A 16,441-nucleotide genomic window follows, 5' to 3' on the forward strand; every position below is an offset into this window, starting at 1 on the left:
GTAACAGTTTCGCGATTTCGCAGGCGGCTTACTTCTCGGCGGCGCGGTCGATCCAGTTGCTCACCGTTTTCGGCGAGACACTGATCGCCTCGCCGATCTCCTCGGCGTCGCCCTCGGCCAACTCGGCGATGGAGGTAACCCCAGCCGCATGAAGTCGCTCGCTGTAGGCCGGACCGATGCCCTTGATCGAATCCAGCGGCTCGTCGCTGTAGTCGTCCGCGGCGGCGGTCGGTTCGTCTGTGTCGTCCGCGGCGTCGGTCGCTTCGTCTGTGTCATCCGCGGCGTCGGTTGGTTCGGCCTCGTCGGCTTCGGCGTCAGTCGGTTCGTCGGCGTCTCCCTCGTCGTCCTCGGCGGCCGATTCGTCACTGTCGTCGTCAGTTGCGGCTTCCGGTTCCGGCTCTGTCTCGTCGGCATCCGCGTCGGGCTCCGGGTCGTCAACGTCGAATCCGGGTTCGGTATCGGCGGTCAGTTCGGGTTCAGCGTCGGTGTTATCGGAATTCACCGCCGGTTCGGCCTCGCTGCCCTCGTCAGCGTCGGGTTCCGGCTCCTCGGCAGCGTCGTCGGTCGGTTCATCCTCGATGACCGGCTCCGCCTCGGGGGCGGCCGCTGGGTCGTCACCGGCCGGCTCGTCGGGCTCGTGTTCGACCGTGACCGTCGTTTCCGCCTCGGAGTCGTCGGAGCCGCCACCGATTCCAAGCATCGATTTCAGTTTGCTGAGTAGGGCCATTATCCCGGATTACACGACGCCGCTATTTAAAAACCGGCACACCCCCGACCGATGAGACCGTCAGCAGGCCCGCGGGTGAGGCTGCCTGTGCCAGGCTGGGCTGGTATCGTGTTCGGCTCGTGGTTCCGCCCGTACCGTCACCGAACACGACAGTTCAAGCGTTCATGTGTTAGCACGCAAATCGCCATACGTGGCCGCAATTCGATCCTACTGTCGCGGCACCGCACTCCAAGGTCTCAGTTCAGGGCCTCACGAAGTGCGTCGTGCATCGCCTCGATCGGCGCGTCCGCGTCAGTCCAGATCTCAAAAGCCTCCACACCCTGAAACAGCAGCATCCACAACCCCTGGATCGTCGTCGCCCCTGCGGCGTCGGCCTCACGGAGGAGCCGGGTTTCCCGTGGGGTGTAGACCGCATCAAGGACGGCAAGCCCATCGTGGAGCAGCTCGGCCGGTACCGGCGTTGTGTCCTCCTCCATCCCGACGCTCGTCGCGTTGACCAGCAGGTCAGCCGACGGAACCGCGTCCGCTAAGCTATCGAGACCGCCAGCGATCGCGCCATCGACCTCGCTGGCCAGCGACTCGGCGCGCTCGACCGTGCGGTTGGCGATATGCACGTCGGCTCCGGCGTCGGCCAGCGCGAACGCCGCCGCCCGACCCGCACCGCCCGCGCCGACAACGACGGCTTCCCGACCGTCGATAGCGACATCGTGGTGTTCGAAGGAGCGTGTCACACCGGCCGCGTCGGTGTTGTACCCCTGCGGTGGCCCCTCCTCTGGGAAGGCAACGGTGTTGACCGCGCCGATGCGAGCGGCCAGCGGATCGGCCTCGACGAGTTCGAAGACGTCCTGTTTGAACGGGATGGTGACGTTCAGCCCGGCGATCCCAAGGGCGGCCGCGCCGTCGATCGCGCGTTCGATCTCCGCTTCGGCGGGTTCGAAGGTGACGTAGGTTGCGTCGATTTCGCGGTCGGCGAAGCCGGCCGACTGCATCGGTGGCGACACCGAGTGGCCAACCGGGTTGCCGACGATTCCGTACACATCCATACACCGCCGTCGGGCGGCCAGTGCGTAAATTCCTGTGTTCTTCGATCCGGTGGCGTTTTGCTGATCGATCACCCAGCGGGGGTATGATCGGCATCGTCGTCAGCCGGGCTGATGAGGCCTCGACGCATCTCGGCCAGCAGCTTCGCGCCGTCGGCGAGTGGACAGCCCACGAGGATGACCGCCGCGCCGACGGCGACGGCGGCGGTACCTACTACACGACCGATGGGTTCGAACTCCGCGAATTTGACACGATCCACATCGAACTCAACGATCCGACACCAGCCTTCTCGGCTCCCGACGACCTCGATTATCTCGTTTTCGTCTCCCGACACGCTGGCGACACGGGCCGGCTGCTGACCGCCCACGTCACGGGCAACTTCGGGCCGGCCGAGTACGGCGGCGCGGCCGGCAGCTTCGCCCGCGCCGCGCCCGGAGCCCACAAGGCCGTTGTCGACGCCCTCGGCAAGCACGCGCCCGACGACTACGAGGTCGGGATCGAATGCACTCACCACGGGCCGACAGCATGTTCCACGCCGTCGATGTTCGTCGAACTCGGCAGCGGCGAAACACAGTGGCGGGACGCGGAGGCCGCCCGCGCGATCGCCGAGGCTGTCCTCGATCTGGGCGGCGTCACCGCGGATCACCGACCGGATGGCGTCGCCGACCCGCGCCACGTTGTCGGCTTCGGCGGCGGCCACTACACGCCGCGCTGTGAGCGGATCGTCACCGACACCGACTGGGCGGTCGGCCACATCGGCTCAGACTGGCAACTGGATGCAATGGGCGATCCCGCCGCCAACCGCGATGTGATCGACGCCGCCTTCGAAGCGAGTGCCGCCGAGTTGGCCGTCATCGACGGCGAAAAACCCGACCTAGAGCGCGTCGTCGACGACCTCGGCTACCGGGTTGTCAGCGAGACATGGCTCCGGACGGTCGGAACGCGCCCGCTCGCGGTCGTTGATGCCGCGGAAGCGACGCTGTCGACGATCACCGAGGGGCTTCGGTTTGGCGAGGTCGCGGTCGGGGGCGACGCCGACCGCGTCGGCGACACCGACCCAACAGAGTCGTGGACGGTCGTCAAACTCCCTGACGACCTCATTGGGGCCGCAAACGGGATCGATGCCGATGCGACGCTGGCGGCGGTTGTCGAGACGACGGTCGCCTACGAGACGACCGAGGGGGCGACGCTGCCGGCCGGTCGCGCGCTCGTCGCCGAGGCCGACGCCTTCGATCAGCTGATCGACCGACTGGCCGAGCTGCTGGCGACCGAGTACGAATCGGTCGAACAGACCGCCGAGGGCGTCGTCTGCCGGGATACCGGCTTCGATCCCGGGAAGGCCGAAACGCTCGGTGTCCCGGAAGGACCGAAGTTCGGGCGACTGGCAGCCGGCGAGACCGTGACGGTCAACGGTCGGGAGATCACCCCCGAGTCGGTCGAAAGCGATCGTGTCGAGCGGTTTTCGGTCGCCTGGCCCGAGCCGGAGACAGCCGACGCGGCGGCTGAAACCGTGTCAGACGGCCGGCTGACGAATGGGGAAAGATAAATAGGCTTGGTTCGCAAGCCACGCACAGTAATGGACTCTATCGTTGACGACGCCATCGACGAGGCCGAAGACACCGAGCCGGAGGCCGACAACAGCGAGTCGGCTAGCCCGCCCAGCAACCCCCAGTCGGGCTCGATGACAGACGAGGAGCTACAGGATGTTCTCGAAGACCTTCAGACCGACATCACCGTCGTCGGCTGCGGCGGCGGCGGCGGCAACACGGTCAACCGGATGGCCGAGGAAGGGATCCAGGGCGCGAAGCTCGTCGCGGCCAACACCGACGTCCAACACCTCGTTGACATCGAGGCCGACAGCAAGATCCTGATGGGCCAACAGAAAACGCAGGGTCGCGGCGCGGGCTCGCTGCCGCAGGTCGGCGAGGAGGCCGCCCTCGAAAGCCAAGAGGAGATCTACGACGAGATCGAGGGCTCAGATATGGTCTTCGTCACGGCTGGCCTCGGCGGCGGTACTGGAACTGGTGCGGCCCCCGTCGTCGCCAAGGCCGCCCGCGACTCCGGCGCGCTCACCATCTCGATTGTCACAACGCCGTTTACCGCTGAGGGCGAGGTCCGGCGTACGAATGCCGAAGCCGGCCTCGAACGCCTGCGCGATGTCAGCGATACGGTCATCGTCGTTCCCAACGACCGACTGCTCGATGCGGTCGGCAAACTCCCTGTCCGGCAGGCCTTCCAGGTCAGCGACGAAGTCCTGATGCGCTCGGTGAAAGGGATCACCGAATTGATAACCAAACCCGGCCTCGTCAACCTCGACTTCGCCGACGTGCGCACGGTCATGGAGAAAGGCGGCGTCGCCATGATCGGCCTCGGCGAGTCCGATTCCGAATCGAAGGCCCAAGACTCGGTCAAAAGCGCGCTCCGCTCGCCCTTACTCGATGTCGACATCTCCGGGGCGAACTCCGCGCTCGTCAACGTTACCGGCGGCAACGACATGGCTATCGAGGAGGCCGAAGGCGTCGTCGAGGAGATCTACGATCGGATCGATCCCGACGCCCGGATCATCTGGGGTACCTCGATCGACGAGGAACTGGAGGGCACGATGCGAACCATGATCGTCGTCACCGGCGTCGACTCCCCGCAGATCTACGGCAGCAGCGAGGCCGCCGCCGAGCAGGCCGAAACCGCCCAAACACCGAGCGAATCGGCACCCGTCGACGATGACGACGACATCGACTTCGTCGAATAACGCGCTTATTCTCCCCGTTTGCTGACGACGCGGCCGCCGACGTGCATCAATAGATAAAAAAAGCCTCGCGCCGAACGTCGGGCAACATGGACGTTCCGTACGATCTCAACAGCTACGTGCGCGTGCTGAAACTGGCGAGTACGCCATCGTGGAACGAGTTTTCGCAGGTCTCGAAGATCGCCGGTGCCGGCATTCTGCTGGTCGGGCTGCTCGGCTTCATCATCTTTGCGATCATGAGCTTCATCCCCGGTGGTGTCTGATGGGTATCTACGCCGTCAAAACGACCGCCAGCCAAGAGCAGACGGTCGCCGATATGATCGCCACCAAGGAGGAAGACGAGATCCACGCCGTCCTTTCGCCGGACTCCCTAACAAGCTACGTCATGGTCGAAGCCGACGGGACAGCCGCGCTCGAACGGCTCTTCGATGAGATCCCCCACGCGCGATCGATCGTCCCCGGCGAGTCGGGGCTGGCGGAGGTCGAACACTTCCTCTCGCCGACCCCGGATGTCGAGGGGATCGCCGAGGGCGACATCGTCGAACTCATCGCCGGCCCCTTCCAGGGTGAGAAAGCGCGCGTCCAGCGCATCGACGAGGGCAAAGATCAGGTGACCGTCGAGCTCTACGAGGCGACAGTCCCGATCCCGGTGACGGTTCGTGGCGACCAGATCCGCGTCCTAGACAGCGAGGAGCGGTAGCTCCTCGGGCCGTGCGAGCGGCGTAGCCGCGAGCAGATAGTGAGGAACGATAGTTCCTCAGACCGTGCGAACGGGTGCTTCGCACCCGTGAGCAAACAGCGAAGAGCGATAACAGCGCGAAAAAGCTCAGTTGACGACGTCAAGCTTTGCGACGACGGCTTCGAGATCAGCTTCCGATTCGATCTGTTCTTTGAGCTGTTCGCGTCGCCGCACAGCCTCAGAATCGGCGTCATACGCGCGAACGAATTCGGCGCGAGTGTGCTCCTCGAAGGCGTGGCGGATGGCAAAGTAGCCATCAGGAACGATTGTCCCACAGACCTGACACTCATGTTTTGTGTGTTGCGTGGTCTGGTGGTGGATCAGCTCCTCGACGGTCTCGGTCTGTGTGCCACAGCCGTCGATGCCACACCGCCACGGGGTCATACACGCTCGTTGCGGTGGCGACGGTATAACGATTGCTGTGCCGGCGGGCGACGAACCGATATCGACTAAGGGATGTGGGGAAACCATCGACCGTGAGCGACGCCGACCAGACCCGCGTCGACATGCACACGAAGCTGCTCGATGAGCGTGTCGTCTCGCGGGCGAAACAACGAGGGATCGACATCCTCGTCTACGCGCCACACTTCACACGACTGCCGCGGATCAAAGAGCAGGCAGCTGCCCACAGCGACTCGGAGCTGCGCGTCGTCCCCGCCCGTGAGGTATTTACCGGCGACTGGAACAACCGTCGCCACCTGCTGGCGATCGGCCTCGATGAGCCGATCCCGGATTTCATCACCTTCGAGGGTGCGATGGCCGAGTTCGACCGCCAGGACGCCGCGGTGGTGATTCCCCATCCCGAATTTATGAACGTCAGTCTCACCCACCCGGAGATTCGCGCCCATGCCGCTCGGATCGATGCCATCGAAACCTACTGCGCGAAGCTGTTCCCCTACCAGAACCGCCGCGGCCAGCGGATCGCCGCCGACCTCGACCTTCCAGGCTTTGGCTCCTCATACGCCCATCTCCCGGGGACGGTCGGCGAGGCGTGGACACGGTTCGACCGCGATATCGAGTCGACCGACGACCTTGTCGACGCACTCACAACCGATGTCGACCGGGAGGTGGTCCACCGCGATGGGCTCAGCCACCGCGGCCGCCGACTGCTTGAATACGGCCATCTTGGCTACGAGAACAGTTGGAAGAAGATCGATCGCCTGCTGCTGTCGGGTGACGAGCCGACCCACCCGCGAAACCTGCTCTACGAAGGTCGTTTCGACGACGTGCGCGTGTATTGATTTGGACGATTACAGCGGAATACTGAGCCCCATCTCAGCGGTGTAGGCCGTCACCTCGGGCACCACGTAGAACAGCACGCCAGCGAAGGCACCGACCTCCAATATTGTGACCAGCACGGTCACGAGGTCGGATTTGCTGCTGGAGACCGGAATCCCGACCGGGAGGTTGTACTCCGTCGACGACAGCGGGTAGAACAGCGCGATCCCGCGGGTGCTGCCGACGACATCGAGGATGTAGTGAGTCGCAATCCCGATCCAGACGTAGTTGAGGTTGCCCATGTAGATCGGCCACGCGGCGAAGATCCCCAAGACGAGGAGGTTGTGCAGCGTCTTGCGGTGTTTGCCGAAAGCGGTGTCGACATCCGGAAACAGCGCGCCGAGTGTCACCGGTAATAGGAGTTCGACCATCATCCGCGCTGTCTCGATGGTGGCCGACGGCTCCAGAACATACCCCAACCCGATGCTCAACAGAACGGCGTTGAGCACGTGCCCACGTTTGTTCATCGCATGGGCCAATACGGCCACGCTACGTGTATCTTTGTGATTGGTTTGCTCGGCGGTGTCCGGACGTGAGCAGCCAAATAGGTGAGCCGACCGATCAGCCGAATCCTGGCGGGATGAAAGGGCGAGGCGCGCTCAACGAACCCCGGCGACGCAAGCACTGCAGGAGTGAGCGTAGTGAACGACGAAGCGCGCAGCGAGCGCGCGGTCGACCGCAGGGAGACCGCGACCCGCTCGAACGGCGAGCGAAGCGAGCCGTGAGAGTTGCGGGAGCCGAGCCTACTGATGGCTTTCTACACCTATCACTCTCTTACAACGGTTTTGAACATGGTTCGACGGAGTGACGAAAGACACAGGGCAGCGGCGCGTCAGCCGTCAGTATGGAGTACCAGACGCCGAAGTTCTTCCACGTCATGCAGTACGCCGACGCCGCCGACGGCGACACCATCGACATGGTCAGCGGCAACCCCGACTGGGAGCCGCCGGTGGCGATACGGGAGGGCCTCCACGAGTACGCCGACGGCGACGCTGACGAGTTCCAGTACCCGCCGAGCGACGGCCTCCGCCCACTCCGCGAGGAGATCGCCGCCAGGCGCAACGTCGACGCCGGCCGCGTGGTCGTCACCAACGGCACCGGGGAGGCGAACTACCTCGGGATGGCCCGCGCGCTCGACAGCGACCGCGGCAGCGAGGTCGTCCTGATCGACCCCGTCTACCCCTACTACCCCGGCAAGGCGTCGATGCTCGGCGGCGAGACCAACCTCGTCGCCGCCGACCGCGACGGCAGCCTCGACACGGCCGCGACCTGCGAAGCCATCGGCGAGGACACCGCGCTCGTCGTTCTCAACACGCCGAACAACCCGACCGGCGCGGTCTACGATTTCGCGGCCGTCGAGGCGGTCGTCGAAACCGCCGCCGATCACGACGCGCTCGTCGTCGTCGACGAGGTCTACGATCACTTCGATTTCTCCGGCGATTTCGAGAGCGCACTCACCCTCGACGCTGACAACGTCATCGTCACCAGCGGCGTCTCGAAGTCGATGGCGATCACCGGCTTTCGCGTCGGCTACGCCGTCTTCCCGCCCGCGCTCGTCGACGCCGCGAAAACTCGGCACATGCTCGTCAACGTGACGACCAGCCGCCCGGCCCAGCAGGCCGTCTACGAGGCCTATCGGGAGACCGACCCCGACTACTACGCCGACGCCCGCGACCGCCTGCAGGAGCGGATCGAGACCTTCACCACCGCGCTCGATGCGGCCGGCGCGGAGTACACGACACCCGACGGCGCGTTCTACGTGCTCGCGCGGTTCGACGACTTCCCCGGCACGATGGCGAACGTGAAGACGCTGATCGACGAGGCCGGCGTCGCGGGGATGCCGGGCGCGACGTTCGGGACGGCCCGCAAGGAGTGGATTCGGTTCGCGCTGGTCACACCGCGCGTCGAGGCGGCCGCCGAGTGCCTGGTCGACTATTTTGCTGACTGAGGAGTGACGACCCCGCTCGCCGACTGTGCCCAACCGACGGCTACACAAGTCCACGCTGTCTGGAGGGGGATATGAGCGATATCGATGTCGAGGCGGTCGAGGAAGTCGACGACGAGGGCGACGAAATTGACGAGTCAGTTGCCATTGACGCCACCGACAGCGACGACACCGAGGTCGAAGTCACGGCCACGACGACTGACCTCCCGGACGGCGTCGACGCCCCCGAGTACGTCCTCTACGGCGGGAAGGGCGGCGTCGGCAAGACGACGATGGCCGCCGCGACCGCGCTATCGAGTGCGGCCGGCGGCGAGGCGACGCTCGTTGTCTCGACCGACCCGGCGCACTCGCTGTCGGACACGCTTGACACCGACATCCCGGCGCGGCCGACTCGCATCCGCGAGGGGATCCCGTTGTGGGCCGCCGAGATCGACCCCGACGCCGCGATGGAAGACGGCGTCTTTGGGGCCGACGGCGAGCCGATGGGCGGGATGGGCGACCTCGGCGACCAGCTCGGCCCGATGGCCGAAATGCTCGGCGGGATCGACGATGACGACGAGGCTGGCCTCGGGGCGATGATGGGGATGGGCGGGTCGATGCCGGGAGCCGACGAGGCGGCGGCGATGCGACAACTGCTGGAATACCTCGATGATCCACGGTTCGACCGCGTCGTCGTCGACACCGCGCCGACCGGCCACACGTTGCGCCTGCTTCAGCTTCCCGAAATCATGGACTCGATGGTCGGCCGGTTCATGAGCATTCGCCAGCGCATGAGTGGGATGGTTGACGGGCTCAAGGGCATGTTCGGCGGCGGCGAGGACGACCCCGACCCCTCGGCCGATCTCGAAGACCTACGCGAGCGGATCGAACGGCTGCGGGCGGTCCTGCGCGACCCCGACCAGACTGATTTCCGGGTCGTGATGATCCCCGAGGAAATGAGCGTCGTCGAGTCCGAACGGCTCGTCGGCCGCCTCGGCGAGTTCGGGATTCCGGTGCAGACGCTGGTCGTCAACCGCGTCATGGAGAGCGTCGACGACATCACCGACGCCGAGATCGACCCCGAATGGATCGTCACGCCGAACCTCGAAGACTGCGAGTTCTGCCAACGACGGTGGCAAGTCCAGCAGGACGCGCTACAGGCAGCGACCGACCTCTTCCGCAGTCGGACGGTCAAGCGGGTACCATTGCTCGCTGACGAAGTCCGTGGTGAGGCTGCGTTGCGCGTTGTAGCGGCCTGTCTGCGGTAGTCGGCGCGACCAAAGCTATTTTCGTTACGGCTCGTTACAGACTGATACAATGGCGATCCCGAAAGACGAGTTCGACCGGCTCAAAGACCGCGACGACGATCGCGCAGTCTACGAACAGGGGACGAACGCCCACACGATCCTCCAGTTCCTTGCGACCCACTCCGAGCAGGCGTTCCCGCCGAAGGAGATCGCTGACGAAACTGGTATTCCACCGGGCAGCGTCCGCGGGACGCTCTCCCGGCTCGCGGAGACGGATCTCGTCGAACACGCCGACAAATACTGGTCGATCAACGAGGCCGAACTCGCCACGCATCGGGCCGCACTCGTGAGCCAGCAGGCTATCGACACCGATCGGTACGGCGGCTACGACCGCGAGGCCGAGGCCGACAACGCCGAACTACCGCCGGATCGAGAGCGACGCGCGGAATGACTCGCGGCCAGCTCCCGAATCGCATCCGACGCGGCGATGTCGTCTGGGCCGAAGACCCGTTCGGCTTCGAGGCGAATGACGGAACGAACGATCCAGATGATCACCCCTACGTCATCATCAGCACGGACGCTCACTCGTTCCACGGCACGGAATATCTCGCTATGCTCATCACGACGACGGAGCGAGACGAGGCTATCAGCATCCAGAACAAGGACTGGAAACACGGCTCGCTCTCAAAACCGCCGTATATTTCGCCGTGGACGGTCGTGACGGTGAAGGATTCCGATCTATTCGGTTACCAGGGGCAGATAGAAACCGTCGTCGTTGATTCCGCCGTCGAACAGTTGCCACCGTACGTCGGGCTGTAAACAGCAATCAGTCTGTCAGCCCAGCCGGCGTAACCACGACCACAGCGCGTCGCGCGCGCTGTCGGGGATGAACCGGGCGAGAACGGAAGCGGACGCGAGTGTCCCAACCGGAATCCGTGCTGGCGGTTTGGTCGAACTCGCGGCGTTGACGATATCCTCGGCGACACGCTCAGGTTCGACCGATCCCGGCCCATCACCGCCGATGGCTTGGGTGTCGTCGAACATCGTGTAGAACTCCTCGTAGGCTCCCGAACGGTCGATGGTGTCGACCTCGTCTTCGGCGCGCTCGGTGAACCCCGTCTTGACCGGGCCGGGTTCGATGACAACCACGTCGATATCGAAGGGGTCGACCTCGGCGCGCAACGCGTCGGACATCGCCTCGATGGCAGCCTTCGAGCCGCAGTAGACGCCGCCGCCGGGGAAGGCGACGCGGCCGGCGACCGAGGAGACGTTGATGATCGTGCCGTCCTCCTCGCGGCGCATATGCGGGAGGACAGCCTTGATGAGGCGGTGGGGGCCGTAGACGTTGACCGCGTACTGCTGTTCGATCTTCTCCATCGGCACGTCCTCAACGGGGCCGAACTGGCCGTAGCCCGCGTTGTTGACGAGACAGGAGATGACGCCCTCCTCGTCGAGAATCCGATTGACAACGCGGTCGATGTCGGCCTCGTCGGTCACGTCAAGCGCGGCGGTCTCACAGCCGGCGTCGGCAAGCGGTTCGATGTCGTCGGGATCGCGCGCTGTCGCATACACCGTCCACCCCTCCGCGGCGAACGCCAGCGCGGTCGCCCGCCCGATCCCGGATGAACAGCCGGTGATGAGTACCGTCTTCGGTTGCACACTCTCACGTTGCTGCCAGGGGTGTTAATTATGCGGCTTCTTCGAGCCGTCGACGCACCTCCGCCGACACCGCGATTACGATAACTCAGCCTTGATCTCGGCGGCGTAGCTGTCAGCCAGCCGTGTTGGCTCGGGGAGCTTGTAGCCATCACAGAGCGCGGCGACGAGGTCGGTGGTCGTCTCGGCGGCGACGCGGTGCCCAGGACTGACGTACAGTGGGTTGATGTGGCGGCTGGGTGAGTCGTACTGTCTCGACTGGTAGGCGTAGCCGATGACCGTGCCATCGGTGCAGTCGACATCGTCGTCGGCTTCGATTGGCGTCCGCCAGCCGGTCGGTCGCCCGTCGACCGACTCGTGGGGCGTCCCACAGAGCAGGCTCTTGGCGATCCCGATACTCGGGGTGTCGAAGCCGACGCCGATGTGGGTCGCCAGTCCAGCCTGTCGGTAGTGGATGCGGCCGCTGCCGTCGAGACAGAGCAGGTCGGGCGTCCGATCCAGTGTTTCGAGTGCAGCCACGATGGGGCCACCCTCACGAAACGCCAGCAACCCCGGGATGTAGGGGATCGAGAGGTCGGTCACGGCGTGGGCGCGCTCGACGACGTCGCCGGCTTGCAGGACGACGACCGCGCTGATCGCTCGATCATCGAGAAAGGCTTGGTCGACGCCAGCGACGAGCGGGGCGTCGACGGATGCGGTGCTGTCAGCATCACGTGCGGTAGTGGTCAGTTGTTGCTGGGACGGCTCCGAAGGAGTTCGAACTGTGGCCGGGTCGAACCCGAAGCGATCCGCGAAAACGGCGTTGTCGGCAATCTCCCGCTGGAGCGACTCCATTTCTGCCTGCGACAGCGACGCGTCCGGCAGAAATTCGGGGCGAACGAACTCCACGATTAAAACCGTCCGCGACCGGGGCCACCAGGGCCGCCCGGCCCACCGGGCCCACCCGGGCCGCCAGGGCCGCCACCGAACTGGAGTTGGTTCGGCACCCGAACCTCGCCTTTGAGTTTGCGGCCGTACCACAGTCCGATGACGAGGCCGACGAGGTGGGCGAAGTGGGCAACGTTACCCATCCCGGCCGAACCGGCCGCATCTGGGTTGACAAAGAACAGCACCGAGATGAGCGCGAAGCCCGCGGTGAGGATGTACAACGGGAGCGGAATCACGAAAAACAGCAGTACCTTCAGATCCGGTTTGAGGACGGTGAGGACACCCATAATCGCAAAGACCGCGCCGCTGGCCCCGAGCACGCGGGAGGTCTCACTCATGACCAGCGAGATGCCGACATGGCCCAAGCCAGCGAGGGCACCCGCCGCGAGGAAGAGGGCGACAAACTTCTTTGAGCCGGTGTAGCGTTCGACCAGCGGGCCGAAGAAAAACAGCACGATGCTGTTGGCCGCGAGGTGGTAGAGCCCGCCGTGGGCGAAGATCGAGGTAATCCACGTCCAAATGTACTCCGGATGAACCGTTGAGAGCGTGAACAGCGCGTAGGAGACATCGCGGCCGGCGAAGACTCTGACAAGCCCTTGCAACAGGAACGTAATCCACATCAGCCCCAGCAGCGTGTAGGCCGCGTTGCCGCGGAAATAGCCAAGCGGGCCACCGACGCTCCGCAGTTTGTTGAGGAGTCCCTGTGTCGTCGATGTTCCCCCTTGGTTCGCAACCGAGTCATCGAATCCGCTGTCGAAGACCCCATCGGGATCGTTCCAATCATCGAGCCCCGGACAGTCGTGGTTCTCCGGCAGCCGATGGTCAGCACAAAAGGTGTGGCCACACCGCTGGCACTGATACGGCATGTTCACCTCGGCACCACACTCGTCGCAGTTGGCCATTACCAGTAGCTAACAGCGGTGGGATAAAATGCGTTTGGCTCTGTGGTATCGTCGACATCACCGGGCGAACGACGGGATCACGACTGCGTCGTGTCGTCGCTGTCGGCCGTCGGCTGCTCGGCGGTCGCCGACTCGAAGTTCGTCGGGACGACCGTCAGATGCTGGATGCCGAGTGAATCAGTGCTCGCACTCATACCATAGTAGTGTAGCCGCCACACGCTAAAATAATTACCCATGCGCATATCGCATGCGGCCCCGGAGAGGATATGCACACAAAGCATACCAGCAGCAGGTGTTTTCGCGGTGCGTCCAAAAGCGAGGATAACAAAACACAATCTATTGTACTAATTCAATGAAAAGCTACTATGAACCCCGGTTCTGGACAACAATCTATAGTATTTTGCTGTTATACCGCCGAGTTGTGAGATAACGGGCGGTTCGAATTGTTGGTTTTGCAAACTGTTAAATAGATACATGACATATCAATAGAGGATGTCAGAGGCACAATCAATCAGCGACGGTTCGGGCAAAGTGCGGGATCTCACCGCGTTCCAACAGAACATTCTCGCCATCCTCGCCGAGGAGGCACGCTATGGGCTGGCGATCAAACGAGAACTCGAAAACTACTACAACACGGAAGTTAACCACGGACGACTGTACCCCAACCTTGACGACCTCGTCGAGGAGGGGCTCGTCGAAAAGAGCGAACTCGACAAGCGAACAAACGAGTACGAGCTCACCGACGCCGGCTACGATGCCATCCTCGATCAGTTCGAGTGGACGCTCTCGAAGTTCGTCACCGACGAGGAGCGCGCCGACGACGTGCGCGCGCTGATCGATCGGTAACGCGTCACCGACAGTCACCTACGTTTTCGCCGACCGTTCCGGGCACTCCGTGTCGGCGACCGCAAACAGATACTCCAGAGAGGCATCCAACGCGGCCTGCTGGTCGGCGTCAGCCCAGACGTTTCGCGGATAGTACTCCTCACGAAACTCGGTGAGATGCTCGGCCGTCGCGGTCTCGATGCGTTGACAGTAGTGGTTCCCCATAAAATCCGCAAACGCCTGGGCGTTGGCCTCGTGAATCGGCCCATAGGCATCGCCGACAGCGTCGACAAGGGCGGCGTTATCGGCCGCAACGGCGGCCCAGTCATCGTCGCCGCCACCCGAAAGCGGGATTTCAACCGCACGGTCGGTGTCATCGATGCGTTCGAGTTGGACGGTATCGCCGTCGAGCCACTCGTCGGGGTACAACACAAGCGTATCATCTTCCTCACGAACCCGGGCCGTGTAGTCGTGGGCCGCAAGCGTCTCATCGCGGTCAGCACGGTATGCCTCCCGTTCGGGGTCGGCAGCGGCCTCGCGGGTTAGCCGCGTCAGCCGCTCGGCGTCGTCGATGACGGCGTCCGGAAGCGGTGCCGCGTCGTCGGACTCAGTGTCAGCTGTTGGATCTGTATCAGTCATCGAAGGCCTCGTTTGCGAGCTCGTCGGCGCGTTCGTTTACCTCCCGCGGGACATGGGCGATCGACCAGCGGTCAAACTCGGTGAGCAGTTCGCGGACGCGGACACGCCGCTCCCGAAGCGCGGGATCGTTCGTCTCCCACTCACCGCGGATCTGCTTGACGATCAGCTGGCTGTCACCGCGGATGTCGGCTTCGTCGATCCCAAGATCGCGGGCCGCCTCGACCGCCCGAAGCAACGCGGCGTACTCGGCTTGGTTGTTCGTCGCCTCGCCGATCTGTTGGCCGCCCTCGGCGGCGATCCCGTCGCCGGTGACGATCACCCAGCCGACCGCCGCCGGGCCGGGGTTGCCGCGGCAGGCCCCATCAAAGTAGACGTGGGCGCGACCGCCGCCGTCCTCCAACAACAGCGTCAGGTCGACCGGGTCGGCACCCTGCACCACAACCTTGTCGTCGTAGGCGACGGCGACCGCCGCGCCGCGTTCGGCCCGCCAGCGCTCGTGGTCGGTGTTCCCCGACTCGACGCTGACGCCGGCCGCCCGGAGCTTGTCGGCCGCCGCGTCGGGATCGCAGCTGATCGTCGGCATAGCTGTGGGGTCGGTCGGGAGGCTAAAAGATAGTTCGCTCTCGGCAGAAAAATTTGGGGTTTTGAGAACATATCTACGGGATGGTATCCCACCACATACACAAGGTTTAACAATAATCAGTCGACAACCATATAAGTGTAATGACACGGTCCAGCCGCCAGCGATCCAACCGGGAGTCCCAACGTCAGGAGACCGAGGCCGACGAGGAGGAGATCGACCTCGACAACGTCGATCCTGACGAGGTCAAGCGCACGGCCGACGACGAGCTCATCCACGAGCCGACCGGTCTCATTCTCGAAGAAGATCAGATCGATCGCGGCCCGGAGTGGCGGGCGTTCAACCACTCGGAACGACAGGAGAAATCCCGTGTCGGCGCGCCGACGACGAAGACGATGCACGACAAGGGGTTGACGACGACCATCGACTGGCAGAACAAGGATGCCTACGGCCGGTCGCTGTCATCGGAAAAGCGGAGTCAGATGCACCGGCTCCGCAAATGGCAGGAGCGCATCCGCACGAAGGATGCCGGCGAACGGAACCTGCAGTTCGCACTCAGCGAGATCGACCGCATGGCAAGTGCGATCGGCGTCCCCCGCTCGGTACGGGAGGTTGCCTCAGTCATCTATCGCCGCGCGCTCAACGAAGACCTGATCCGTGGCCGTTCCATCGAGGGCGTCTCGACGGCCGTGCTGTATGCGGCCTGCCGAAAGGAAGGCATCCCGCGCAGCCTCGAAGAGATCGCCGAGGTATCCCGTGTCGAACGCAAGGAGATCGGGCGGACATACCGCTACATCTCCCAGGAACTCGGCCTCGAAATGCGACCCGTCGATCCGAAGAAGTACGTCCCCCGCTTTTCCTCACAACTCGAACTCAGCGAAGAAGTCCAGGCGAAAGCCAAGGAGATCATCGACACGACCGCCGAGCAAGGACTCCTCTCCGGCAAATCGCCGACCGGCTTTGCCGCCGCCGCGATCTACGCTGCCTCGCTGCTGTGCAACGAAAAGAAAACCCAGCGTGAAGTCGCCGATGTTGCCCAAGTGACCGAGGTCACGATCCGCAACCGATACCAGGAGCAGATCGAGGCGATGGGCATTCCGACCTGAACGACTGGCTCTGTTTTCGCGGCAGTATTCGGACTGACAAGCAGGCAACTAGATCGGCTGGCCAATCAGCCGCCTCCCTGGCGGAATGAAAGGGCGAGTCCCGG

At 64.0% G+C, this 16,441-nt stretch carries 20 protein-coding genes; 11 read left to right on the top strand and 9 right to left on the bottom strand.

Annotation, left to right across the window (positions count from 1 at the left end; genetic code table 11):
- Positions 1–28 precede the first annotated feature (28 nt).
- Complete coding sequence (locus HKK80_RS02875; protein WP_411798109.1) at positions 29–727, bottom strand: helix-hairpin-helix domain-containing protein; 699 nt, start codon at positions 725–727, stop codon at positions 29–31.
- Positions 728–963: 236 nt separating this feature from the next.
- Entirely contained in the window at positions 964–1,770 is an 807-nt protein-coding gene (locus HKK80_RS02880) for a shikimate dehydrogenase (RefSeq protein ID WP_411798110.1), read from the bottom strand.
- Positions 1,771–1,853: 83 nt separating this feature from the next.
- Between HKK80_RS02880 and HKK80_RS02885 the strand changes: the two genes are divergently transcribed.
- From HKK80_RS02885 to HKK80_RS02900, 4 genes are all read left to right on the top strand, one after another.
- Positions 1,854–3,314: a D-aminoacyl-tRNA deacylase gene (locus HKK80_RS02885; protein WP_411798111.1), complete on the top strand. Its 1,461-nt coding sequence runs from the start codon at positions 1,854–1,856 to the stop codon at positions 3,312–3,314.
- A 30-nt stretch (positions 3,315–3,344) separates the two neighbouring features.
- The gene (gene ftsZ / locus HKK80_RS02890; protein ID WP_411798112.1) at positions 3,345–4,517 is read left to right on the top strand and encodes a cell division protein FtsZ; all 1,173 of its coding nucleotides are present in this window, start codon (positions 3,345–3,347) and stop codon (positions 4,515–4,517) included.
- Positions 4,518–4,603: 86 nt separating this feature from the next.
- Entirely contained in the window at positions 4,604–4,777 is a 174-nt protein-coding gene (locus HKK80_RS02895) for a protein translocase SEC61 complex subunit gamma (protein WP_120101148.1), read from the top strand.
- Positions 4,777–5,214 carry a transcription elongation factor Spt5 gene (locus tag HKK80_RS02900; protein ID WP_142442791.1) on the top strand — a complete coding sequence of 146 codons (438 nt, stop codon included), beginning with the start codon at positions 4,777–4,779 and terminating at the stop codon, positions 5,212–5,214. Before HKK80_RS02895 ends, HKK80_RS02900 begins: the two co-directional genes overlap by 1 nt.
- Before the next feature lie 126 nt (positions 5,215–5,340).
- On the opposite strand, the gene HKK80_RS02905 is transcribed toward HKK80_RS02900, so the two are convergent.
- The gene (locus tag HKK80_RS02905; protein ID WP_411798113.1) at positions 5,341–5,637 is read right to left on the bottom strand and encodes a hypothetical protein; all 297 of its coding nucleotides are present in this window, start codon (positions 5,635–5,637) and stop codon (positions 5,341–5,343) included.
- Between the two features lie 122 nt (positions 5,638–5,759).
- On the opposite strand from HKK80_RS02905, the gene HKK80_RS02910 reads away from it, so the two are divergent.
- Positions 5,760–6,494 carry a PHP-associated domain-containing protein gene (locus tag HKK80_RS02910; RefSeq protein ID WP_411798200.1) on the top strand — a complete coding sequence of 245 codons (735 nt, stop codon included), beginning with the start codon at positions 5,760–5,762 and terminating at the stop codon, positions 6,492–6,494.
- Positions 6,495–6,503: 9 nt separating this feature from the next.
- On the opposite strand, the gene HKK80_RS02915 is transcribed toward HKK80_RS02910, so the two are convergent.
- Positions 6,504–6,998 carry a metal-dependent hydrolase gene (locus HKK80_RS02915; RefSeq protein ID WP_411798114.1) on the bottom strand — a complete coding sequence of 165 codons (495 nt, stop codon included), beginning with the start codon at positions 6,996–6,998 and terminating at the stop codon, positions 6,504–6,506.
- Between the two features lie 377 nt (positions 6,999–7,375).
- On the opposite strand from HKK80_RS02915, the gene HKK80_RS02920 reads away from it, so the two are divergent.
- From HKK80_RS02920 to HKK80_RS02935, 4 genes are all read left to right on the top strand, one after another.
- Positions 7,376–8,479, top strand: a complete 1,104-nt coding sequence (locus HKK80_RS02920) for a pyridoxal phosphate-dependent aminotransferase (RefSeq protein WP_411798115.1) — start codon at positions 7,376–7,378, stop codon at positions 8,477–8,479.
- A gap of 71 nt (positions 8,480–8,550) precedes the next feature.
- Positions 8,551–9,723 carry an ArsA family ATPase gene (locus HKK80_RS02925; protein ID WP_411798116.1) on the top strand — a complete coding sequence of 391 codons (1,173 nt, stop codon included), beginning with the start codon at positions 8,551–8,553 and terminating at the stop codon, positions 9,721–9,723.
- 49 nt (positions 9,724–9,772) lie between these two features.
- Positions 9,773–10,153, top strand: a complete 381-nt coding sequence (locus HKK80_RS02930) for a MarR family transcriptional regulator (RefSeq protein ID WP_411798117.1) — start codon at positions 9,773–9,775, stop codon at positions 10,151–10,153.
- A complete protein-coding gene (locus HKK80_RS02935) occupies positions 10,150–10,521 on the top strand; it encodes a hypothetical protein (protein ID WP_411798118.1) in 372 nt (123 codons plus the stop codon). Before HKK80_RS02930 ends, HKK80_RS02935 begins: the two co-directional genes overlap by 4 nt.
- 15 nt (positions 10,522–10,536) lie before the next feature.
- On the opposite strand, the gene HKK80_RS02940 is transcribed toward HKK80_RS02935, so the two are convergent.
- The 3 genes from HKK80_RS02940 to HKK80_RS02950 form a co-directional block, all read right to left on the bottom strand.
- Positions 10,537–11,361, bottom strand: a complete 825-nt coding sequence (locus HKK80_RS02940) for an SDR family oxidoreductase (RefSeq protein WP_411798119.1) — start codon at positions 11,359–11,361, stop codon at positions 10,537–10,539.
- 75 nt (positions 11,362–11,436) lie between these two features.
- Positions 11,437–12,192 carry an endonuclease V gene (locus tag HKK80_RS02945; protein ID WP_411798201.1) on the bottom strand — a complete coding sequence of 252 codons (756 nt, stop codon included), beginning with the start codon at positions 12,190–12,192 and terminating at the stop codon, positions 11,437–11,439.
- A 56-nt stretch (positions 12,193–12,248) separates the two neighbouring features.
- Positions 12,249–13,187, bottom strand: a complete 939-nt coding sequence (locus HKK80_RS02950; RefSeq protein WP_411798120.1) for a rhomboid family intramembrane serine protease — start codon at positions 13,185–13,187, stop codon at positions 12,249–12,251.
- 492 nt (positions 13,188–13,679) lie between these two features.
- Between HKK80_RS02950 and HKK80_RS02955 the strand changes: the two genes are divergently transcribed.
- Positions 13,680–14,033 (top strand): PadR family transcriptional regulator, encoded by a 354-nt coding sequence (locus HKK80_RS02955; RefSeq protein WP_411798121.1) that lies wholly within the window; start codon positions 13,680–13,682, stop codon positions 14,031–14,033.
- 18 nt (positions 14,034–14,051) lie between these two features.
- Here HKK80_RS02955 and HKK80_RS02960 read toward each other — a convergent pair whose 3' ends face one another.
- The gene (locus HKK80_RS02960; protein ID WP_411798122.1) at positions 14,052–14,651 is read right to left on the bottom strand and encodes a rnhA operon protein; all 600 of its coding nucleotides are present in this window, start codon (positions 14,649–14,651) and stop codon (positions 14,052–14,054) included.
- Entirely contained in the window at positions 14,644–15,234 is a 591-nt protein-coding gene (gene rnhA, locus HKK80_RS02965; protein ID WP_411798123.1) for a ribonuclease HI, read from the bottom strand. The genes HKK80_RS02960 and rnhA overlap by 8 nt, the downstream gene beginning before the upstream one ends.
- Positions 15,235–15,374: 140 nt before the next feature.
- Between rnhA and HKK80_RS02970 the strand changes: the two genes are divergently transcribed.
- The gene (locus tag HKK80_RS02970; protein WP_411798124.1) at positions 15,375–16,337 is read left to right on the top strand and encodes a transcription initiation factor IIB; all 963 of its coding nucleotides are present in this window, start codon (positions 15,375–15,377) and stop codon (positions 16,335–16,337) included.
- The last annotated feature ends 104 nt before the right edge of the window (positions 16,338–16,441 follow it).

The organism is Halonotius sp. F2-221B (genome assembly GCF_046719765.1).
Lineage (GTDB): Archaea > Halobacteriota > Halobacteria > Halobacteriales > Haloferacaceae > Halonotius.